Below are 21,718 nucleotides of genomic sequence, written 5' to 3'. Positions count from 1 at the left end.
TGCCCGAAAATGCTAGGCGTAAAGCGCATGCTCCGTTCCTTTTCTGAGTCTCGACAACCAGAAAATAGACGGAAAACCTCTGTCTTACGGGGCATGCGCCTGCGACATTTCGATTCACCCAGAATTTCCCCGGACAGCCCTGCCGTAAACGGCGCGAGGAGACCTGCCTTGCGAGACGTTGGCGAGGGACGGAGAGGCCGCGGCATATCCCCTTCGCCCTGTCAGAACGGGGAGAAGGTGGCGGCAGCCGGATGAAGGGCTGACCAAGGTCGGGAAGTTTAATGGCGCCCGTCGGGCAGGTTATAGCGCAGGCAGTAGGCTTCCGTCGGGCGAATTCGAGGCCGTATTGCTGCCGCGCCGTGCGGATCATGCTGAACATCAGATTGCGCCAGCCGCACGGCCATGCAGCGTCGTCAGGCAGCGTCAGGCCGCCTTCGACGGGAACCGATCAGCTTGCCTTGGCAATAGGAGAAAAGGCCTCGCCCACCAGGCCGTCAAGGTGGACGGCCTGGTGGGCGACAGGATAATCGACAATCGAAGTCGGGCGCCGAGACGCCTATTCGTCTGCAGCCATCCCCTACCAGCGATACTTCAGCGTCCCGGTCATGTTGCGGCCCTGACCGAGATAGCAGAAGCCTTCGTTGCAGACGGTGTCGCGCTCGTCGGCGATGTTGCGGATATTGAAGGCCGCCGTCAGGCCCTCATATTTCTTATCGATCGCGCCGAAATCATAGGCGGCGGATGCATCGATGTAGAAGCCCGAAGGGTTCTTCGAGGTATTGGCGGTATCCGTCCAATTTTCGCTGACGTAGCGGACACCCGCACCGACCGACAGGCCGTTGAAGGGGATGGTTTCCTGGAACGTATAGTTGGCCCAGAGGCTTGCGACATGTGAGGGCGTGACGGCAGGGGTATTACCCTCGTTGTCGCCCTCCGTCACCTCGGAGTGGTTGTAGGTGTAGGCCGCAATGATATCGAGACCATCGGCCACTGCCGCACGGGCTTCAAGCTCGATGCCCCTTCCCGTCACTTCACCAAGGGAGTCATAGGCAAGGGTCAACGGATTGACCAGCACCGGCTTGTTCTTTTCGACGATGTGATAGGCGACTGCCGACAGCAGGATATCGGTGCCGGGCGGCTGGTACTTCACGCCGAGCTCATATTGTTCTCCCTCTGTCGGCTCAAGGATTTTGCCGGATGTCGACCGGTTGGTCACCGGATCGAACGAAGTCGCATAGGAAACGAATGGCGCAATGCCGTTGTCGAAGAGGTAGAGCGCGCCGGTCTGCCAGGAGAAGGCATTCTTGTTGACATCTTCCGATTGGCTCAGCCCAAAAGACGGATAGGTCGTATCACGCGTCTGGTTCACCCAGGTCTGGCGGCCGCCGAGATTGAAGCGCCAATTGCCGGCCTCGATCTGGTCCATGGCGTAAACACCGACCTGCCGCATGTCGGCATCGGCAACGATGAAGTTATAGGCCGGTGTGGCGCCCGAGACGCCATAGGTCGGATTGGCGATATCAAAATCAAATGCCGAGTTGACGGCGCCGATGCCGTAGCCCCAGTTTGACTGGAGATTGGTATAGTCGAGCCCGAACAGCATCGTGTGAGCGAGCGGGCCTGTATCGAACTTCGCCTCGAGCTGGTTGTCGACCTGGAAGACGTTCAGCTCGTCGCGGATCGAACTTGCATTGCGGTGTGCGACGGTCCCGGTCCAGCTGGAAACGCCGAGATAGCGAGCGCGAAGATCAAGATGAGAATAACGCAGGTTCTGCCGGAAGGTCAGGCCGTTGTCGAACTCGTGCTCGAACTGATAGCCGACCTGTTGCTGCTTGACCTTCTGGTAGTCGTAGTCGGGATCGCTCTGTCTGATGTCAAGAATCTTGCCGCCCGCGGTGGTGATCGCGCCGACATTGGAGTCGGTCTCGTCGGACTGCGCCAGACCGTACACCGTGAACGACGTGCCCTCATCAGGCTTCCAGGTAAACGACGGCGCTAGGAAATAGCGGTCGTCGGCAATGTCGAAATTGGTGTCGCCGCGGCGGGCGAGACCGACGATGCGATAGAGGAAATCGTCGCTATCTTCGCTGATCGGTCCGCCGAAATCGAACATCCCCTGCACCCGATCCTTGGTGCCGTAGGTAATGCCGACTTCGCGGATCGGTTCCTCCGTCGGAAGCTTCGATATTTTATTAACGAGACCACCCGGCGAACCCGAGCCGTAGAGAACGGAAACCGGTCCCTTGATCACCTCGACGCGTTGCAACTGATAAGGATCGGTGCGGAACATGCCGTAGTTGATATAGGGCTGGCGCAAGCTGTCACGATAGTCGCCGACCGTCGTGACGTTGAAGCCGCGAATGAAGATCTGATCGAAGCGCGGGTCGAAGCCGTTCGGCCCGGTCGTCACGCCGGCCGAATAACGCACCGCCTCGATGATACTTTGGGCGCCGCGCTGCTCGATCTCCTTCTCGGTGGTGACGGAGATCGAACGCGGCGTCTCGACGAGCGGCCTGCTGATCTTGGTCGCGCCCGAGCTGTTCTTGGCAGTCACGGACGTGCGGTCGGTCTTGCTATCAGAGGCTGTACCTTGAATGACGATCGGTTCCAGCGCCGTCGCGGTGTCACCTGTGGACGCACTCTGGGCGGCAGCCGGCGAGGCTGCACTGCCGATCACGACCAAAGCTGTGGTAGCAAACAGGCTATTCCTGTAAATTCTCGATACAACATTAGAAACATTCAAAAAAACACGCGCCATTCTTGGTCCCTACCTCACGGATGCGGGCGGAACCTAGGAAGCGAACGGGGCATTGTCAACATAAGATGATTATTTTAGTCATCTTTAATTCGATGAAATCCACAGCCAGCTTACTCCCCAAGAGGTTGCACGCATCACCGAGGCTCAGTGCGGCGCCCCGCCTTGTGTTTTAACTGGACAATCGGGATATCGACGTGGGAAGGGCGCTCGCCGGGGGCGCTGTTTTTCGCGAGCGATGTTGCTGCAACGATGTTGCAGATGAGCCATCACCAGCCTGACCATTTGACAGATATCCTACAAGTATATATCTATCAGGCATCCTTATCGGCGATGCGAAAGAGCGACCCGGCATGACACTGAAATCGATGAAGCCGCTGACGCGCGCGCCGCTGCTGCATGTCTCCGTGCAGGAAAGTCTGCGCGCCTATATCGACGACAACGGCCTTGCGCCCGGAACCCTGCTGCCGGCGGAAGGAGAGCTTGCCACCCAGCTCGGCGTCAGCCGCAATTCGCTGAGGGAAGGCATCAAGGCGTTGGAATCGCTCGGCGTGCTGGAAACGCGGCGCGGCGTCGGCATCTTCGTGAAGGCATTTTCCTTCGAGCCGCTCCTCGACAACCTTGCTTACGGCCTCGGCGGCGCCCTGCGCCAGATCGAGGAGGTTCTCGAAATCCGGCGCACGCTGGAGGTCGGATTGATCGGCAAGACGATCGAAGCGATCGGCGAGGAGGATATCGCCGAACTGCGCGACACCGTCGGTCGAATGCGCACCCATGCCGAGCGGGGTGAAACCTTTGCGGCAGACGACCAGCTGTTCCACCGGCTGCTGTTTCGCTGCCAGGACAATGAAACGCTCGTACGGCTGATCGATGTCTTCTGGCTCGCCTTCTACAAGGCGTCGGATTTCGTCAATCTTGAAAATACCGATCCAATGGCGACGTGGCGCGATCATGCCGCGATCGTCGATGCGATCGAGGCAAAGGATCTGGAGGAGGCGCGCAGACGCCTGGATCGTCACTACGAGGGTATTGCCCGAGTGATTGCCAACAACAAGACAAGTTCAAACATGGGAGGAACACATGAAAAGACTGTCTAGATTATCCGCTATTGCGCTTGGCGCCCTGCTGTCGACGGCTGCAGTTCCGGCTATTGTCGTTTCGGACGCCGCAGCTGAGGTTCAGGCAGCCACGCTGTCCGGCGGCTTCGATGTCGGCCCCGGAGGCTTCCAGGGCAACTTCAATCCGCTTGCCGCGACCGCTGGTTTCACCTGGCTCAGCATCTACTACGAACCGCTGATCACCTATGACGAGAAGCTGCAGAAGGTCGTCGGCGCACTGGCGAATTCCTACGAAGTCAGCCCGGATCAGCTGGCCTACACGTTCAAGCTGGCGGACGCCAAATGGCATGACGGCAAGCCCTTCACCGCCAAGGATGCGAAATTCACTATAGGCCTTGCGATGGATGCGAAGACCGGCTCGGTGCTCGCTGCCCGGCTGAAGGGCATATCATCCGTCGAGACGCCGGACGATCACACGGTCGTCATCAAGCTCAGCGCACCCAGCAGCAGTTTCCTCGACACGATGACCAAGGTGATGATGCTGCCCGAGCATGCGCTCGCCTCGATACCGGCCGACCAGTTGGCAAAGAACACGTGGTGGTCCACCGCGCCGATCGGCACCGGCCCGTTCAAATTCACCAAATACGTCTCCGATCAATATGTCGAGCTTGCCGCAAACACCGATTATCGCGGTGGCAAACCGGCACTGAAACGCGTCATCAACCGCTATTTCGCCAATCCGGCCGCGGCGATTGCGGCGCTGAGATCCGGCGAGATCCAGTTCACCTATGTCGATTCCAACGACGTGCCGACCTTCAAGGACAACAAGGACTTCAAGGTTATCGAAGGCAACTCTTTCGTCGTCAACTATCTGGGCTTCAACCACGATTCCCCGATCTGGAAGGATCTGCGCATCCGCCAGGCGGTGATGTATGCGATCAATCGCGATGCCATCATCCAAAGCCTCTATGGCGGCGCGGCCAAGCCGGCCAACTGCGCCTATGTCGCCGAACAGCTGATACCGCCAGGAATCGACACCTATGCCTACGATCCCGAGAAGGCCAAGAAGTTGCTGAAGGACGCCGGCTGGGATGAGATCAACGGCGGCAAGCCGATCACGCTTTTGACCTATTACACCACGCCGCTGGCCACCAACGTCCTTGCCGCCGTCCAGGCGATGCTTGCGGAGGTCGGCATCAACGTCGTTCCGCGAGCTGTCGATGCGCCGACCTATAACAGCATCGTGCTCAATGCGACGCCGGATATTGCCCAGTTCCAGATGGTCTACGCCGGACTGCAGAACGGGCCGGATGCCGGCAGCATCAATGTCGGCCTCAACGAGAAGCAGATCCCTCCGGCCGGACCGAACGTCGCCAGAGTTCGTATGCCAGATCTCACCAAAGCACTCGACAGCGCGCTTGCCGAGCCCGACAGCGCTAAGCGGGATGCGGCCTACCAGGATGTCTGCAAGGTGATGAACACGAACCTGCCCTGGGCGACGCTTTGGGTGGCAAATCGTTACGGCATCGTCTCGACCAAGGCGAAGGATTTCGTCTGGACGCCGGCGCCGGGTGGCGGCCCTTACCAGGCCGCCCCGCAGAAATGGTCGCTCGCCGAATAGGCGTTTCCGCAAGGCCTTGAGGGTGGCCTCGACCACCCTGACAGGACGGCCTGACAAAACGGATTGACGATGCTCCGATACAGTCTCAGACGCCTGATCATAGGGGTAGGCATGCTCGTTGCCCTGAGCATGCTGATCTTCCTGCTGCTGCGCCTGACACCCGGCGATCCGATCGATGCCTATATCGATCCGAACCTGCCGATGTCGCCGGCAGATCTTGCCGATCTGCGCAGAAACCTCGGGCTCGATCAGCCGCTGCCCGTCCAGTATATGGGCTGGCTGCAGCAGGCGTTGACGGGCAATCTTGGCTATTCGATCAAGCGTCTCGACCAGCCGGTTCTCAGCCTGGTGCTGTCGCGGATTGGGCCGACGGTGCTGTTGATGGGCACGGCACTTGCCTTCGCCATCGTCATCGGCATCGCCTGCGGGGTGATCGGCGCCGTTCGCCGCAATTCGCTTGCCGACCTCTCCTTGTCGGTGGTTGCCCTTGCCGGCATTTCGAGCCCGGCATTCCTCAGCGCGCTGATCGGCCTCTATATCTTCTCCGTTCGCCTGCACTGGATGCCATCGGGCGGCATGCTGACCCCCGGCGAAGAATTCTCGCTGGGCGATCTCCTTCATCATCTGATCCTGCCGTCCGCCCTTCTATCGGTCGCTCAAGCCGCATTGATCATGCGCTACATGCGCGCTTCGCTGCTTGAAGTGCTGAACCAGGATTACGTCCGCACGGCCCGTGCCAAGGGCGTCATCGAGTTCTGGGTCATCAGCAAACATGCGTTGCGCAATGCGCTTCTTCCGATCGTCACCCTGATCGGCTCCACCATCGGGCTTGCCATCGGCGGCGCCATCTTCATCGAGAGCGTCTTCAACTGGCCGGGCATGGGTCTCTTGCTCGTCGATGCCGTGCAGACCCGCGACTACCCCGTCATCATGGGCGCGACGCTCGTCATCGGCACCTGCGTTATCGTCGTCAATCTTCTGACCGACATCACCTATGCGGTCGTCGACCCGCGCATCAAGGTGGGCTGACCATGCTGGCACGCTCACCCCAAACCCGCAGCCCGGGGCCGCTGGCCCGCGCCTTCAGCCGTTTCCTGCTCAACCGCGCAGCCGTTGCCGGCGTCTGCATCGCCGTTCCGATGTTGCTGCTGATCCTCTCCTATCCTTTTTGGTGGGCTTTCCAGCCGAACGACATCGATCTTCTGGCGATGAATAGCGGCCCGACGGCAACCCACTGGTTCGGAACCGACGGCGTCGGCCGCGATGTCTTCGCGCGCGTGTTCGAAGGCGGCCGGATTTCGCTGCTAGTCGCCGTCGCATCGACTGCGCTTTCGGCGGTCATCGGCTTTCTCCTCGGGGCGATCTCGGCACTTGCGGGACGTTGGACGGACGCGGTCTCGATGCGCTTCGTCGATCTGGTGATGACCCTGCCGCCCGTCATCTTCCTGCTTGTGCTCGCCTCGATCGCTGGCACCGGCATCTGGCCGACCGTGCTGGTCATCTCGCTGCTCTCCTGGCCGCTGCTTGCCCGCATGATCCGCTCCCGGCTGCTGGAATTGCGTGAGCGCGACTTCGTCATGGCTGCCCGCGGCATGGGCGCCGGCATCGGGCATCTGCTCTTCCGCCATGGCCTGCCGAACTCGATCGATATTCTCGTGGTCTACGCGACGCTGCAGATCGCCAATGCCATCCTGCTCGAGGCGGGTCTGTCTTTCCTCGGTCTCGGCATCGCGCCGCCGGCGGCAAGCTGGGGCAACATGCTAAACGCGGCCCGCTCAACCGCCGTGCTCGAACAATATCCGTGGCAATGGCTCTTCCCCGGCGGCGCGCTGATCCTTGCCGTGCTTGCTATCAATTTCATCGGCGATGGCCTCAGGGATGCCTTCGACCCGCGTGCCGAACTGAACTGATCGAAAGAAGCGAAAATGACCAAATTCAAGGGTGTCGTCCCCCCCGTCGTAACACCGCTCAATCCGGATCTCACCGTCGACTACCCCTCCTATACCCGCGTGCTCGATCATCTGATCGATGCCGGCTGCCACGGCGTATTCGTGCTCGGCTCGACGAGCGAAGTGATCTTCCATGACGAAAAAACCCGCCGCGAAATCATCGAGCATTCCGCCAAGGTGGTGAACGGCCGTGTGCCGTTGATCGTCGGCGTCATCGATCCGACCACGGATCGGGTCATCGCCCATTCGAAGGTCGCAAAGGCCGCCGGCGCCGACGCCGTGGTGGTCACGGCACCCTTTTACACCGTCACCAGCCAGTCCGAGATCCTCGATCATTTCCGTTATGTCAGAGACGCAGTGGACGTACCGCTGGTCGCCTACGACATCCCTGTCTGCGTTCACGTCAAGCTGCAGCGCCAGACCGTGGTCACGCTTGCCAAGGAAGGCAGCATTATCGGCCTCAAGGATTCCAGCGGCGACGACGGCAACTTCCGTTATGCGCTTCTCGACCTTGCCGAACACAAGGACGTCTTCCTGATGACCGGCTCCGAGATCGTCGTCGACAATGCCCTGCTGATGGGCGCTCACGGCGTTGTTCCCGGCATCGCCAATGTCGATCCGCACGGTTATGTCAGGCTCTGGGATGCCGCCCAGCGCGGTGACTGGGCCGCAGCGAAGAAAGAGCAGGAGCGCCTCTGCCGCCTCTTCGAAATCGTTTGGGTCGCCCAGAGCCGGGTCAGCGGCGGCGCATCAGGCATCGGCGCGTTCAAGACAGCCATGCAGCGTCTCGGCATTATCGACACTGCCGTCATGCCGCGGCCGCGCGCCTCGCTGAATGATGCGGAAACGGCACGGATCGACGAGATCCTGCGCGCAACCGGCCTGCTGAACTGAGCGAGCCGATGGAACAGGCGGCCGAACCGATACTCGACATCAGGGGATTGCGAACGATCTTCCGCATCCGCGGCGGCGAGATCACGGCGGTCGACGATATCGACCTGACGGTTGCCGCCGGCGAGACGCTGGCGCTCGTCGGCGAATCCGGCTCCGGCAAGTCGGTCACCAGCCTGTCGGTCATGCGGCTGCTCACCCGCAACATCGGTGTGATCGCTGCCGGCAGCATCCGCCTGACGACGAGAAGCGGCGCGGTCCGGGATCTTGTTTCCCTTGATGAAGAGAGCATGCGCAGGATCCGGGGCGACGACATCGGCATGGTGTTCCAGGAGCCGATGTCGAGCCTCAATCCCGTTTTCACGATCGGCGACCAGATCGCCGAGCCGATCCGCATCCATCGCGGTGCAAACCGGAAGGTGGCGATGGACGCAGCCGTCACGCTGCTTGAAAGCGTCGGCATACCGGACGCCCGGCGCCGCGCCGGCCAATACCCGCACGAACTGTCGGGCGGCATGCGGCAGCGCGCCACGATCGCCATGGCGCTCGCCTGCGATCCAGCGCTGCTGATCGCCGATGAGCCGACCACGGCGCTCGACGTGACGATCCAGGCGCAGATCCTCGATCTGCTGCTCAAGCTGCAGCGCGAACGCGGCATGGCCATGCTGTTCGTCACCCACAATCTCGGCGTGGTCGCCGAAATCGCCCATCGCGTCGCGGTGATGTATGCCGGAAGGATTGTCGAAGAAGGGCCGGTCGGCGAGGTTTTTCGCAATCCGAAGCATCCCTACACGATGGGTCTTCTTGCCTCCATGCCGCGCCTCGGCGACGCATCGCGGATGAAACAAGCGGGTGAAAAACTCTCTGCCATTCCCGGCATGGTCCCGAGCCTGATGAACATGCCAAGTGGCTGCGCCTTTTCCCCGCGCTGCAAATTCGCGATCGATGCCTGTCACACCGCGATCCCCGCGCTCGAACAGGTCAATCCGCAGCACGCCAGCCGCTGCATCAGATGGCAGGAGATCTAGATGAACGCACCACTGCTCTCCGTCCGCGACCTTTCGAAACATTATACGTCCCGCGGCACGCGGCTGAACATTCTTGAGGGTATCTCCTTCGACATCGGCAAGGGGGAAGTCGTCGGGCTGGTCGGCGAATCTGGCAGCGGAAAGACCACGATCGGGCGTTCCGTCCTCCGGCTCGTCGAACCCTCCACAGGCAGTGTCCGTTTCGACGGACAGGAACTCACCGGACTTTCCGCCTCGGCGCTCCGACGGCAACGGCCACGCATGCAGTATATTTTCCAGGATCCTTTCGCCAGTCTGTCGCCGCGCATGACGATCGGTGAAATCCTGACGGAGGGCCTGAAGATCCAGGGGATCGGATCGGCGCGCGACAGGCTTGAACGAGCGAAAACCGCGTTGGCCCAGGTCGATTTGCCCACTGAGGCGATCAATCGCTACGCGCACGAATTTTCCGGCGGTCAGCGCCAGCGCATCGGCATCGCCCGGGCATTGACGTTGTCGCCGGAATTCATCGTTGCCGACGAGCCCGTCTCAGCACTCGACGTGTCGATCCAGGCGCAGGTGATCAACCTGCTGCGCGAGTTGCAGCAGCGGCTTGGCCTTACCATGCTTTTCATTTCGCATGACCTCGCCGTCGTCGAATATATCTGCGACCGGGTGATCGTGCTTTATCTCGGCCGCATCATGGAGATCGCTGCGAGTGCCGATCTCTACGCGCGACCGCAGCATCCCTATACGCGCGCCCTTCTCTCGGCCATTCCGTCGCCCGATCCGGATGCCCACCGTGACAGGCAGATCCTGAAAGGCGATATTCCAAGCCCGGCCAATCCGCCGAGCGGATGCGTTTTTCGCACGCGCTGTCCGAGTGCGCTCGAAGCCTGCGCCCGCGCTGTTCCGCAATTGCGGGAGATTGCGCCCAGCCATTTCAAGGCTTGCATTCGCGACGACCTCGACTGATCCGCCATCCACCGGAGAAAACAGATGAACGTCAAGACGCCGCATCCGGCCATCGGCGGAAACTGGGCGAGCCTGCTTCTGCCGATCGCAGCCGATGACAGTATTGAATTCGATAAGCTCGGAGAAGAGATCGACATCCTCATCGATGCCGGCGTCGACGGCATCTATTCGAACGGCACCGCCGGCGAATTCCACAATCAGACCGAGGAGGAATTCGACAGGATCCAGGAGATGCTGGCCGAACGCTGCAAGGCTTCCTCCATGCCCTTCGTGATCGGCGCCTGCCAGCCCGACCCGCTGATCATGCTCAATCGCGCCCGCCGCGCCGCCGCGCTCAATCCCCGCGCCATTCAGGTCATATTGCCGGACTGGTGGCCGCTCACCGATGCCGAAGCGGTCGACTTCCTGAAACGGGCGGCCGAGGCCGCCGAGGGAATTCCGCTCATCCTCTATAACCCACCGCATGCCAAACGGGTGCTGGCGCCCAAGGAACTGGGCATGGCCTGCGCGGCAGCGCCTGCGGTGATCGGCATCAAGCTCGCCGATGGCGACGCTTCCTGGTATGCCGAAACACGCCGGCATCTGTCGGGGCTTTCGCTCTTCGTCCCCGGCCATCATCTCGCAACCGGCATTAAGGAAGGCGTCGCCGCGGGCTCCTTTTCCAATGTGGCCTGCCTTAGTCCGCGCGGTGCTCAGCTCTGGACGCTCTCGACGCGAAGCGATCTCGACGGCGCACTCGAGCTGGAAGGACGTATCTGCGCGTTTATGGAAACCCATATCGTCCCTTTTCGTCAGCAACTCGGCTATTCGAACGCCGCTCTCGACAAACTCTTGAGTGTCATAGGCAATTGGGGACCCGTGGGAACGCGTTTACGCTCTCCTTATCGTTCGATAGACGCGGCAGAAGCGGTCAGGTTGCGACGCATCGCACGGTCCGAACTCCCCGATCTTTTCCCCTGAATTTTCTCGGGTTGAGCGGAGTGCTGGGCATACCGGCGAATCCACAGATCTGTGCCCGCCCTACGGTTCATTCCCGCAAAATGACCCTTGGTTGCCGCGCGCATCCTCGCCCTCTTGGAGTAATGCCCCGAACAATACAGACCCATAGGACCGGCAACTCGACCCCGACCTTAAGGGAAGACAAGAATTTTCTGTTGTCGCAAATGAAAAATCTGTTTTACTGATTTTCGCTGCTTTGGCTTTAAGGGGGATATTGCCGATGGTGGGGACCCGCAGGGATATTTTGCTTGGTGGTTTGGCGTTACTTGGCGCCGGCGCAGTCGGGAGACCGGCGTTCGCCGCGGCGGCTGCCTATTTTGATGGCACGATCGTCGATAATGGCGTGACGTTCCGAGGGACCAACTTCGCCAAGATCGACAAACAGTGGCACCGCCAGGTCGTCAAATACTTCAGCAGCGAGCCGATCGGCACCGTTGTCGTCGATACCAGGCACCATTTCCTCTACGTGATCATGGAGAACAAGACCGCCATTCGCTACGGCGTCGGCGTCGGCCGCGAGGGCTTCAAGTGGTTTGGCCGCGCCACGATCGACGCCAAATCGCTTTGGCCGCGCTGGACGCCGCCGCCGGAGATGCGCAAGCGCCATCCCGAACTGCCGGAATTCGTGGCGGGAGGCTCACCGAAGAACCCACTCGGCCCCCGCGCCATGTACCTCCATCGCGACGGCGTCGATACCGGCTACCGCTTCCATGGCACGCTTGAACCCTGGAGCATCGGCAAGGATGCCTCCAGCGGCTGTATCCGCATGTTCAACGAAGATGCCATCGACCTTTACCAACGCTGCCCCATCGGCACGGCCGTACAGGTTCTGCCGCATATCGCCGACCAGGCTGAAAGAGCCACTCAGGTCAGCCAAACAACCCCGGTCGAATAAGGAATATCACCCTGATGTCTATCACGACCGGATACACGGGGCGCCTTCTCGCCTCGGCCATGCTGCTGGCGCTTGCGGCCTGCTCCACCACGGAGATCGCTTCCCTGGAAGAGCCCACTGCAGCGCCGATGACCGGCCAAACCAACGATCCCGCGCCCGGTTTCGAAAGAGTGGCGGCCGGCAGCGAAGAGGATTTTATCCTCAATGTCGGCCGGCGGATTTACTTCAAGCAGGACTCCGCCGCGCTCGATTCCGTCGCCATGGCAACGTTGGATAACCAGGCAGCCTGGCTCAACAGAAACCCGACCTGGCTGCTCAAACTGCAGGGATTTGCCGACGATTCCGGTTCTGCATCCAAAATGGAAACTCTGTCGCAGAAGCGCGCCGATGCGGCGATGGCCTACCTCACCTCGAAGGGCGTGGATGCCAAGCGTATGTGGGCCAGGGGCTACGGCAACGATCGCGAAGTTCGCGACTGCACGGATCGCTCCTGCAAGGTGCAGAACAGGCGCGTCGTTACCAATCTCCGCACTCAGCCCGACGCAGTCTGAGAGTGGTCGAACAATTCAACCGACCGTTATCGACTGCACCTTGCAAGGCCGACGCTCAGTGCACACGGCTTGAACATACGGGCTCTCGCCAGCCGGCCGCTAGTACGAAGGCGGCAGCACGTAGCTGGATGGGGACGGCAGATCGATGACGAACCTGATATCTGCGGCATTCGCCGCCACGACCAGCTGATAGTCGCCCGGTTCGGCCCGGAAGGCGCCGGCCTCGACGTCGAAATAAGCGAGATCGCGCGGCAGGATCTTCATTGTGGCCGTACCGGTCTCACCGGGCTGCAGCGATAGCTTTGCGAAAGCGCGCAACTCCTTGTCCGGCCGCTCCACTTTGGTCTTCGGCGAACGAACATAAAGCTGCACCAGTTCGGATCCCGCCCGATCGCCGATATTGGTCAGATCGACACTGACAGTCACGCCTTCGGCACCCATTTCACCGGCTGACAGCCGCGGCGCACCCCAGTTGAAGCGCGTATAACCAAGGCCGAAACCGAACGGAAAGAGCGGCTCGACGGCGCGTGTGTCGTGGTGACGGTAGCCGACGAAGACGCCTTCGGCATAGCGTACATGCCCGTCTTTGCCGGGATAGACGGCGGGATCGCTTGTGATGGCGGAATTGTCGGCCAACGCCTTCGGGAAGCTCTGCGGCAGGCGGCCGCCGGGCTCGGCGTCGCCGAACAGCACATCGGCGACGGCATTGCCCAGTTCCTGCCCAGGATACCAGATCTGCAGCACGGCGCGAACCTTGCCGAGCCAGGGCATTTCTACCGGGCCGCCGGTCTGCAGCACGACAACGGTGTTGGCGTTGACAGCCGCCACCCGCTCGATCAGCTCCGCCTGCCGGCCGGGAAGCCGCATGTCGGGCAGATCCAGACCCTCGGTATCCCATTCGCCGTCGCGGCCGACGAAGAGAAGCGCCAGATCGGCATTGCGAGCCGTCTGGACGGCTGCCCCGATATCGGCCTCGCCGAGCGGCTTTTCCACACCGAAACGAATGGCGATCAGGTTGATGCCCTCCCCGCTCGCCATTGACGGCTCATACTCGACGGTGATCTCATAGGCGCGGCCGGCTTCGAGCGCCACGGTGGCGTGCTGTTCGTCATTGGCGGTGCCGAAATAGTTCTCGCCGCGCGTCCAGCCATCATGGCCGTCCACCGTCAGCGCACCATCGACGAAGAGCCGCGCCAGGCCGGCATTGGTCATGCCGAAGACATGATCACCGCTCTCCTCCGGCACGAATTGCATCTTCATCCGGGCCGAGAAATCGGCGGGGTCGAGATCGCCCGACGGCAGTTCGAACCAGAAGAACTCGCCCTTGTCGACGATCTCCAAATGCAGCGGATTGCCCTTGCAGCCGCGCCCCTTGAAATATTCGACGGTGATCTTTCCCTTGAACACGTCGATCAGACGGTTGTGACGGCAGCCGACCGCATGGCTGATGCTGTTGGCATTGGAAAGCGCGGCCCGAATGCCTTCGAGCGGACTGACGGTATAATGCGCCGCGATCTGCGCACTGCCGCCGCCCATGACGCGCGCGCTTGCTGCATTGGGTCCGATGACGGCGATGCGGTCGAGCGAGGTCTTGGCAAGCGGCAGGATGCCATCATTCTTCAGGAGGACTGCGCCTTCCGCGCCGAGGCGCCGGATCAGCGCCCGATCCTCAGGCAGGTCGATCGCCCGCTCGGTGAGATCGGGCTTGCTCTTGAAGGCGCCGACCCGCTCGAGCAGGAGCAGCATGCGCCGCGCTGCCGCCCGCACAGTGGCGGCCTCAACCTTGCCCTCGCGCACGGCCGCAACCAGCTTCTCGCCGCGATCGCGCGCCGGACCCGGCATTTCAAGATCGAGACCGGCGTTGATCGTCTCTTCGGTCGAATGCGATCCGAACCAGTCGGACATGACGATACCGTCAAATCCCCATTCCTCACGCAGCACCTTGGTCAGCAGCCAGTGATGCTCGCTCGTATAGGTGCCGTTGAGGCGGTTATAGGAAGACATGACCGCCATCACGCCGGCGCGGCGGACGGCCTGTTCGAAGGGCGGCAGATAGATTTCGCGCAGCGTCCGCTCGTCGATATCGGAAGACATGGTTTGCCGCTCGATCTCGGATTCATTGCCGGCGAAATGCTTGATCGTCGCCGCGATGCCCTCACCCTGGACGCCGTCGATATAGGCGACGGCGAGTTCGGCGGTCAGCATCGGATCTTCGGAATAACATTCGAAATTGCGGCCGTTGAGGCCGGAGCGATGGATATTCACCGTCGGCGCCAGCAGCACCGCAGCACCCTTGCTCTTTGCCTGGCGCGCCAGCGCCACACCCATCTGCCGGACGAGATCGGGATTCCAGGTGGCGCCGAGCGCGATGCCGACGGGGAAGCAGGTCGCCTTGACACCGGCGACCAACGAGCCGGCGCCGCGGGCGCCGTTCGGCCCATCCGTCACCTTGATCTTCGGCACGCCGAGACGCTCGACCGGAACGGTCGTCCAGAAATCGGCGCCGGATAGCAAGGAGACCTGCTCCTCGAGTGTGATTTGGTCGAGAATGGAATCGATCATGCAAACCTCCCAAGGAAATCCTTAAACCTACCGATTACTCGGTATTTTTAAGATGTCAATCCTGCAAGCCTGATGTATGAATGGGGAGCATGGAAGAAATCGGCCGAAGGCCGGCCGATTCCCGCTCCAAGAGGCAGACGAGAGACGATGGCGGAATTGTCGGAACAGAAGACCGGAGAGGAAAAACGACGGCGCCGATCCAGCAAGGGAGAGACACGCCGCGTGGAAATTATGACGGCGGCGATGCGGCGCTTTGCTGAGGACGGCTACCAGAATGCCGCCATCGGCGACATCGCCCGGGACGTCGGCCTGTCGTTGCCGGGCTTGCTGCACCACTTTCCCACCAAGGTCGATCTGCTGCTCGCAATCCTCGCACAACGCGATCTCGAAAGTGCTGATTTTATCGAGCATTATCGCTCCGATCTCAGCGCCCTGCTCAACGGCATGGTCGCCATCTTCCGCCGCAACGCCGAAATGATCGAGGTCGTCAGGGCCTTCGCCATCCTGAATGCCGAGAGCCTGATGAAGGACCACCCCGCCAAGCCCTGGTTTCTCGCGCGCGCCACCCAGATGCAGAACGACATCGCCGCGACCTTCCACCGAGCCATTGCCGACGGCACGATCGACGCCAGGATCGACAGCAGGGCAATGGCCGCCGAGCTGATCTCAGTGATGGACGGCCTTCAGATGCTCTGGCTGCGCGACCCCACCCGCTTCGACATGGTCGCCGGCTTGGAAGCCTATGTCGGCCGGCTGCTGGCAAGTCTCAGTTTGGAAGGCTGACTGGAGCTATCTGCAAAGCGTGCCAGCCAAACCATCATGCGGCTTTGATGATCGGGGCTATGTGAGCCGATCGTTTGCAATCGCCGCTGCGTAGCCTCCAACATTTCGCCCGCAGTCACCGCTCCAATAAATCCTCCAGTAGGCCGGAAGATTTATTGGAGTTGGAAAGTTTCAACGGGCGTCGGCTGGCCCTCGCATCAGAATTCTTCCCATGACGCAGCGGCGGCAGTCGCCGTCGCGGCCTTTCCACCAAAGGCACCGGCGAGCTTCCGGCCGAGCGCACGCGCCGGCGAGGCGACCGGCCTGTTTTGGGGGGTGACGGAACGTGTGGCCGGTTGAGCGGCATCCAGCTTGAAGCGGGCGATCAGTCGGGCAAGGTTGGCCGCTTCTTCCGCAAGCCGGTTGGTCGCGGCTGTGGATTCCTCGACCATGGCCGCGTTCTGCTGCGTCACCTGATCCATCTGATTGACCGCGGTCGAGACTTCGGAAAGGCCGGTCGACTGTTCGCGTGCGGCTGTTGCGATCGAGCGCACATGCTCGTCGATCTTGACCACATGGTCCTGGATGTGGCCGAGCGCCTCGCCCGTCGCAGTCACCAGCTTCACCCCGGATTGGACTTCCCCGCTGGAGCGGTTGATCAGCACCTTGATGTCCTTGGCAGCATTGGCCGAACGCTGCGCCAGTTCCCGCACCTCCTGCGCCACGACGGCAAAGCCCTTGCCGGCCTCGCCGGCGCGCGCCGCTTCGACACCGGCATTGAGCGCCAGAAGATTGGTCTGGAAGGCAATCTCGTCGATGACGCTGATGATCTTGCTGATTTCGCCGGAAGCCTGCTCGATCCGTCCCATGGCCGAAACGGCCTGGCTGACGACGGCGCTCGATTGGCCGGTGCTTGTCTTCGCCTCGTCGACCATGTGGCTTGCTTCCGATGCGCGCTCGGTCGAGTGCTTCACGGCGACGGTGATCTCCTCCAACGCAGAAGAGGTTTCCTCCAGCGATGCCGCTTGCTGCTCGGTGCGTTGCGACAGATTTCCTGAGGCGATCCGCATCTCGCCGGCGCCGCCATTGATGATATCGACGGCGGCGCGCACCTCGCCGAGGACGGAGCGCAGGTTGGTCATGGTTGCGTTGACATTGTTTTGCAGCTCCGAGAAGGAACCCTGAAACTCGCCGCGCATATTCTCGGTCAGGTCGCCATTCGCCAGGGCCGAAACGACCCGGCGGGTTTCCGCAACGCCGTGGTCGACCGAGGCGATGAGCTGATTGAGGCCGATGACAATGCAGTTGAGATCGGGATAACCGAATTCCTCAGGCGCGCGATGGGTAAAATCGCCCGCCGCCGCCGCCGTAATGGCCGCGTCGATGCTCTTCTGCATTTCGATGACCTTCGCCCGCTTGTCCGCGCCGGCGGCATCCAGATCGCGCACTTTGGCGCCGTTCTCCTTGAAGATCTCGACGGCACGGGCCATCTGGCCGATTTCATCGCGCCGGTTGGCGAAGGGAATGTCGATATCGAGATTGCCCCCGGCAAGATCGTTCATGCTTGCAGTAATCCGGCCGATCGGCTTGGCGATCACCCGTGCGCCAAAAACGGCAGAACCGATCAGCGTGGAGATGGTCAGCAGAGCGATACCGAGGTTGAGAAAGAGAACGAGAACGGCGGCGGCATTCGCCTCTTCCCCCGCCTTCGTGGCCATTGCCTTTGCCGAATCCACTCCCTCATCGATCAGCTTGGCTGCCTCATCCGAAGCGGCCAGAAGCTTTGCCTGAGTATCCCTCTCCTTTGCGTCGAGTGAGGTATCGCCGGCTTTGAGGGCGACCTTTGCCTTGGCGATTTCGACCATCTCGCCGGTGGCGTTGAAAAGGTTCTCAGCCAGAGTTTCGAGTTTCACGATCCGGTCCCTGTTGGCCTGAAGTCGCAGTCCACCCATGGCATCGTCCAGATATTTGATCACCGAGTGATGGCGGGCCGCGAGGTAATCGGCCGCCTTGGCAACCTCGTCCGCGGAGGTAGCAAGACGCAGATCGCGCACGCCCACCTGCATGCCGCGCCATGATGCCTTGGCATCGACCAGATCGCGGGAAACGACCAACTGGCTCTCCTGATATCTCGCGCGTTCGTAGACATACTGGCCTCCCTGCCAAACGGTGAGAAGCATAACCGCCACCAGAAAAATTCCGATGGCGGAAAGCGTGGCCAGTTTGGTGCTGATGCGCGAAAAGATGCTTGCGGGCATGTATCGGTTCCTGCTGAGCGCAAACAGGAGTCCTCATTTCCCCTGCCCGCTATGGAATGGGTGATCGACTTCATTCGACCGCCATCTATGGTCCGGCTTTCCGAGATCACCTCCGCTTCGAAGGGATCACTTTCGCCATGGCCTCGGCCCACTAACAGTCGATAAACATATAATAAAAAGTTCCGCTTTCGCCGAACTGGGAACTTCGATGCGCAATTGGGATATCAAGCACTGCAAAATGGATATGGCTGACCACAAGCCCTATCGGATGGTTCGCGTGAAAGCGCGGATCGAGACCGATGAACGCTCCGCAGCCTCCAGGCGGCGGAGCGTCATCCCCCAAGAGTAGTCTTAAGCCCTTTGCAGTCTCCAGGTCCTGATTTCGAACGGCATGATGTCGGCGGGTCCTCTCCGCTCCATCGGCTCTTCCAGAATGTTGAGCGGTTGCGACGCCGACCATCCGGAAGGCAGGACAAGGGCGAGCCGGCCGCGCCGGCCGGCGGGTTCGTAGAGGCGCAGGATTAGGCCGTTGCCCTCTTCTGCCGGTTTCAGACCGGAGAAGGCGACGGGGGTGCCGGCGATGGTGAGTGGCGCGAAATTGCCGGCGGAGAGCCCCTTGGCTTCAGTCGCGACGAGCGGCTGGTTGAGATCGATCGCCTCGTCGAGAACGCCGCCTTCATGCCAGGCGCCTTCATGCGGCATCAGCGCATAGGTAAAGCTCTGTTCGCCTTCGTCTGCCAGCGGATCGGGATAGATCGGCCCGCGCACCAGGCTCATGCCGATCACGTTGCCACGGGCGCTATGGCCGTATTTGGCATTGTTCAGCAATGCGACGCCGAAACCTGGTTCGCTGATATCGACGAAACGATGGGCGACGGCCTCGAACATTGCCTGCTCCCAGGAGGTGTTCGTGTGCGTTGCCCGCTCGACGAAGCCAAAGGCGCATTCGAACGTTGCCTTCCGGGCCGTTACGTCGACCGGGTTCAATGTGCGCAGCAGGGTGCGGCGGTCATGCCAGTCGATCGTCGTTTCGATGTCGAGCCTTTTGGCGTTGGCTGTCAGCACATAGATCTGGGTAACGCTCGAATTTCGGTATCGGTGGACGACGCGGATCGCCGCGCGGTGCGGGCCGCTTTCGACGAGGGAGATGCTCTCCGGCGCCTCGAGACGGACGGCCTTTTCGGCATAATCGGCATCGATATCCCAGGCGTCCCAATTGCGCGGCTTGTCGGCCGGATAGACCCAGAGCTGGTTGGCCGAGCCATCGACCGATTCACGACCCGTCGCCTTGTGGATCAGGCTCGCAACCGCGCCATCCTTGCCGATGATGACGGCGAGATGGTCGTTTTCGAGGTGGTCGGGGCCGGCCTTCAGCCCACCCACCGGCTGGAGTGTGTGCCTGTCGAAGACCGCGACGGATAAGGGGGCGACGATATCCGCGGCAGAGACGACGGTGCCGTCGGCAAGCGTGGCGCTGAGCGCCCGCGGCGCGAGCGACGGATTGACGACAACGAGCGCATCGGCAATCCCGCCCTTCGGCAGATTGGCCGACAGCGCCTGCAAGGCCTTTGCCTGCTCGTTCCTGGCATTGTCGATGACGCCGCCGAGCTCCTGCTCCGCGTCCTGATAGACTTCACGGATGCTGGAGCCCGGCAGAATGTCGTGGAACTCATTTTTCAGCACCACGCGCCAATCCGCTTCGAGGCTTTTCGGCTTGTCGGCCCCCAGCAAATGCGCCAGCGACGCCAGAGTTTCAGCGGTGATCAACGCCCGCTCCGCCTGGCGATGCTTGCGCTTGACGCCGCTTTGGCTCGTCAACGTCGCGCGGTGCAATTCGAGATATATTTCGCCATCCCAGACGGGAAGGCTCTTTTCCCCCGCGGTGCGGTGCGCCTGCTCATAGAAGCTTTTGACCGTGCCCCAGCGCGCCTGCGGGATCGCCGGGAAATCGCGCAGTTGCACTTCGCGCTCGACCATTTCAGGCGTCACGCCGCCACCGCCGTCGCCATAGCCGACAGCCAGAAGCGACGTCTCGTGCTGCGTCTTGCCGCGGAAATTCTTCCATGTCGGCACGTAGCAATCGGCCTGCACGAAGCCGTTATAACCCTGCATCGGATTGTCGAAGGTGTGGGTCAGCACCCGGCTGCCGTCGAGCCCCTTCCACCAGAAGAGATCGGAGGGAATATGGTTGGTCTCGCTCCAATTGACCTTGATGGTGAAGAAGCTGTCGATGCCACCCTGTCTGAGGATCTGCGGCAGAGCGCCGGAGAAACCGAAACAATCCGGCAGCCAGCAGACCGTATGGCGCGTGCCGAAGGTCTTTTCGAAATAACGCTGGCCGTAGAGGACCTGACGGACGAGGCTTTCGCCTGTGGGCATATTGGTGTCGGGCTCCACCCACATGCCGCCGACGGTTTCCCACTTTCCTTCCACGACCTTCTGTTTGATGCGTTCGAGAAGCTCCGGGTCTTCCTCTTCCATCTGCGCGTAATAATGGGCGGTCGATTGGTTGAAACGGAAATCGTCGGAACGCTCCATCAGCGACAGCGCCGTGTTGAAGGTGCGCCGCATTTTGCGCCGCGTCTCGCGATAGGGCCAAAGCCAGGCGAGATCGATATGCGCGTGGCCGGTCAGCAGCAATTCGCCATTCGGCGGAAAACGCTTCTGCAGCGCCTTCAATCTTGCTGTCAAAGCCTCGAAGGCAGAGGCCGCCGAAGCGCTCTGCTCGTCGGTCAGTCCTGCAGGATTTGCCTCAAGCTCCGGCAGTTCCCAGATCTTCTGCTGCATCACGGCGTCCGCCGTGCGAGAGACATAAGCCGCCGTATCCGAGGGCCAGTCGAGGCTGCGAAGCGCATGCTCGGTCGCCTCCACCAGATGCGGCACGACGTCATGCTCGCCCAACACGTCGATCGCTTCGGTAACCTGCTTCAACAGAAGATGCAGGCGGTGCGCCGGACCGTCGAGCCAGATGAACCGGGCCTTGTTCAGCCTCGGCGCCCGGTTCGGCTCCCCGAACGGAAAACGGGCGACACTTTCCGTCGCAATCTGGAAGCGGCGCCCCTTGACCGGAAATTCCTGATGGTAGGGATCGAGGCCGAATGTCTCGCTCTGGCCATCGGGATAGCTCAGCGTGATCAGGCTCTCGCCGCCGAGATCGAGCTGCAAGCGGATATCTTGGAGAGGCCAGTCGGCCGGGGCTTCAGCGCTCGCCGCAAAATGCACAACGCCCCGACGATGCGGCCAATCCTGCTGATGGCCGATCGGCTCGCCCTCAAATGTCCAACCCTCGATCGCCGCACTTTGTCGGTCCCGCCAATGCGCCAGTTCGGCAATGCGGACTTTGAGCCCATTAAGGCGTTGGGTAATGGTCAGAGACATGGCTTATCCTGTTGAAAATCGACGGCGAACGATCCGGAATCATGGCTTAGGGCGATG

Annotated in this window: 15 protein-coding genes and 1 pseudogene; 11 read left to right on the top strand and 5 right to left on the bottom strand. The window is 61.3% G+C overall.

Features of this window, described 5'->3' with window-relative positions; all coding sequences use genetic code 11:
• Positions 1 to 278: 278 nt before the first annotated feature.
• Positions 279 to 439, bottom strand: a pseudogene (locus GR197_RS32570) (siderophore-iron reductase FhuF); the annotation flags it as partial.
• A gap of 138 nt (positions 440 to 577) precedes the next feature.
• Positions 578 to 2,758: a TonB-dependent siderophore receptor gene (locus GR197_RS29640; RefSeq protein WP_164016109.1), complete on the bottom strand. Its 2,181-nt coding sequence runs from the start codon at positions 2,756 to 2,758 to the stop codon at positions 578 to 580.
• Between the two features lie 350 nt (positions 2,759 to 3,108).
• Between GR197_RS29640 and GR197_RS29635 the strand changes: the two genes are divergently transcribed.
• The 10 genes from GR197_RS29635 (at position 3,109) to GR197_RS29590 (ending at position 12,701) form a co-directional block, all read left to right on the top strand.
• Positions 3,109 to 3,852 (top strand): FadR/GntR family transcriptional regulator, encoded by a 744-nt coding sequence (locus GR197_RS29635; RefSeq protein ID WP_164016107.1) that lies wholly within the window; start codon positions 3,109 to 3,111, stop codon positions 3,850 to 3,852.
• Positions 3,836 to 5,434, top strand: coding sequence for an ABC transporter substrate-binding protein (locus tag GR197_RS29630; protein ID WP_164016105.1), 1,599 nt, complete (start codon positions 3,836 to 3,838; stop codon positions 5,432 to 5,434). The genes GR197_RS29635 and GR197_RS29630 overlap by 17 nt, the downstream gene beginning before the upstream one ends.
• A gap of 69 nt (positions 5,435 to 5,503) precedes the next feature.
• A complete protein-coding gene (locus GR197_RS29625) occupies positions 5,504 to 6,463 on the top strand; it encodes an ABC transporter permease (protein ID WP_164016103.1) in 960 nt (319 codons plus the stop codon).
• A gap of 2 nt (positions 6,464 to 6,465) precedes the next feature.
• Positions 6,466 to 7,344: an ABC transporter permease gene (locus GR197_RS29620; protein ID WP_164016101.1), complete on the top strand. Its 879-nt coding sequence runs from the start codon at positions 6,466 to 6,468 to the stop codon at positions 7,342 to 7,344.
• Between the two features lie 15 nt (positions 7,345 to 7,359).
• On the top strand, positions 7,360 to 8,277 hold the full coding sequence (locus tag GR197_RS29615) for a dihydrodipicolinate synthase family protein (protein ID WP_164016099.1): 918 nt from the start codon (positions 7,360 to 7,362) through the stop codon (positions 8,275 to 8,277).
• An 8-nt stretch (positions 8,278 to 8,285) separates the two neighbouring features.
• Positions 8,286 to 9,302, top strand: a complete 1,017-nt coding sequence (locus GR197_RS29610; RefSeq protein WP_164016097.1) for an ABC transporter ATP-binding protein — start codon at positions 8,286 to 8,288, stop codon at positions 9,300 to 9,302.
• On the top strand, positions 9,303 to 10,256 hold the full coding sequence (locus GR197_RS29605; RefSeq protein ID WP_164016095.1) for an ABC transporter ATP-binding protein: 954 nt from the start codon (positions 9,303 to 9,305) through the stop codon (positions 10,254 to 10,256). It begins immediately after the preceding gene.
• A gap of 24 nt (positions 10,257 to 10,280) precedes the next feature.
• Complete coding sequence (locus GR197_RS29600) at positions 10,281 to 11,216, top strand: dihydrodipicolinate synthase family protein (RefSeq protein ID WP_164016093.1); 936 nt, start codon at positions 10,281 to 10,283, stop codon at positions 11,214 to 11,216.
• A gap of 259 nt (positions 11,217 to 11,475) precedes the next feature.
• On the top strand, positions 11,476 to 12,150 hold the full coding sequence (locus GR197_RS29595; RefSeq protein WP_164016090.1) for a L,D-transpeptidase: 675 nt from the start codon (positions 11,476 to 11,478) through the stop codon (positions 12,148 to 12,150).
• Positions 12,151 to 12,164: 14 nt separating this feature from the next.
• Positions 12,165 to 12,701, top strand: coding sequence for an OmpA family protein (locus GR197_RS29590; RefSeq protein ID WP_164016089.1), 537 nt, complete (start codon positions 12,165 to 12,167; stop codon positions 12,699 to 12,701).
• A 99-nt stretch (positions 12,702 to 12,800) separates the two neighbouring features.
• Here the strand turns inward: GR197_RS29590 and GR197_RS29585 are convergent, their stop codons facing one another.
• Positions 12,801 to 15,263, bottom strand: a complete 2,463-nt coding sequence (locus GR197_RS29585; protein WP_164016087.1) for a beta-glucosidase — start codon at positions 15,261 to 15,263, stop codon at positions 12,801 to 12,803.
• 147 nt (positions 15,264 to 15,410) lie between these two features.
• Between GR197_RS29585 and GR197_RS29580 the strand changes: the two genes are divergently transcribed.
• On the top strand, positions 15,411 to 16,046 hold the full coding sequence (locus tag GR197_RS29580; protein WP_164016085.1) for a TetR/AcrR family transcriptional regulator: 636 nt from the start codon (positions 15,411 to 15,413) through the stop codon (positions 16,044 to 16,046).
• A 197-nt stretch (positions 16,047 to 16,243) separates the two neighbouring features.
• On the opposite strand, the gene GR197_RS29575 is transcribed toward GR197_RS29580, so the two are convergent.
• Positions 16,244 to 18,283: a methyl-accepting chemotaxis protein gene (locus GR197_RS29575; protein ID WP_164016083.1), complete on the bottom strand. Its 2,040-nt coding sequence runs from the start codon at positions 18,281 to 18,283 to the stop codon at positions 16,244 to 16,246.
• Between the two features lie 351 nt (positions 18,284 to 18,634).
• Positions 18,635 to 21,661, bottom strand: a complete 3,027-nt coding sequence (locus GR197_RS29570; protein WP_164016081.1) for an alpha-mannosidase — start codon at positions 21,659 to 21,661, stop codon at positions 18,635 to 18,637.
• Between the last annotated feature and the right edge of the window lie 57 nt (positions 21,662 to 21,718).

It is taken from the genome of Rhizobium phaseoli, from assembly GCF_010668805.1.
GTDB lineage: Bacteria > Pseudomonadota > Alphaproteobacteria > Rhizobiales > Rhizobiaceae > Rhizobium > Rhizobium phaseoli_A.
Note: the sequence above shows the minus strand (reverse complement) of the source record. Positions and strands in the feature narration are given on the sequence as shown.

Bases quoted from the DNA above. Each gene is read 5' to 3' on its own strand.
- GR197_RS29640 (WP_164016109.1), bottom strand. From the start codon at position 2,758: ATGGCGCGTGTTTTTTTGAATGTTTCTAATGTTGTATCGAGAATTTAC.
- GR197_RS29635 (WP_164016107.1), top strand. From the start codon at position 3,109: ATGACACTGAAATCGATGAAGCCGCTGACGCGCGCGCCGCTGCTGCAT.
- GR197_RS29630 (WP_164016105.1), top strand. From the start codon at position 3,836: ATGAAAAGACTGTCTAGATTATCCGCTATTGCGCTTGGCGCCCTGCTG.
- GR197_RS29625 (WP_164016103.1), top strand. From the start codon at position 5,504: ATGCTCCGATACAGTCTCAGACGCCTGATCATAGGGGTAGGCATGCTC.
- GR197_RS29620 (WP_164016101.1), top strand. From the start codon at position 6,466: ATGCTGGCACGCTCACCCCAAACCCGCAGCCCGGGGCCGCTGGCCCGC.
- GR197_RS29615 (WP_164016099.1), top strand. From the start codon at position 7,360: ATGACCAAATTCAAGGGTGTCGTCCCCCCCGTCGTAACACCGCTCAAT.
- GR197_RS29610 (WP_164016097.1), top strand. From the start codon at position 8,286: ATGGAACAGGCGGCCGAACCGATACTCGACATCAGGGGATTGCGAACG.
- GR197_RS29605 (WP_164016095.1), top strand. From the start codon at position 9,303: ATGAACGCACCACTGCTCTCCGTCCGCGACCTTTCGAAACATTATACG.
- GR197_RS29600 (WP_164016093.1), top strand. From the start codon at position 10,281: ATGAACGTCAAGACGCCGCATCCGGCCATCGGCGGAAACTGGGCGAGC.
- GR197_RS29595 (WP_164016090.1), top strand. From the start codon at position 11,476: ATGGTGGGGACCCGCAGGGATATTTTGCTTGGTGGTTTGGCGTTACTT.
- GR197_RS29590 (WP_164016089.1), top strand. From the start codon at position 12,165: ATGTCTATCACGACCGGATACACGGGGCGCCTTCTCGCCTCGGCCATG.
- GR197_RS29585 (WP_164016087.1), bottom strand. From the start codon at position 15,263: ATGATCGATTCCATTCTCGACCAAATCACACTCGAGGAGCAGGTCTCC.
- GR197_RS29580 (WP_164016085.1), top strand. From the start codon at position 15,411: ATGGCGGAATTGTCGGAACAGAAGACCGGAGAGGAAAAACGACGGCGC.
- GR197_RS29575 (WP_164016083.1), bottom strand. From the start codon at position 18,283: ATGCCCGCAAGCATCTTTTCGCGCATCAGCACCAAACTGGCCACGCTT.
- GR197_RS29570 (WP_164016081.1), bottom strand. From the start codon at position 21,661: ATGTCTCTGACCATTACCCAACGCCTTAATGGGCTCAAAGTCCGCATT.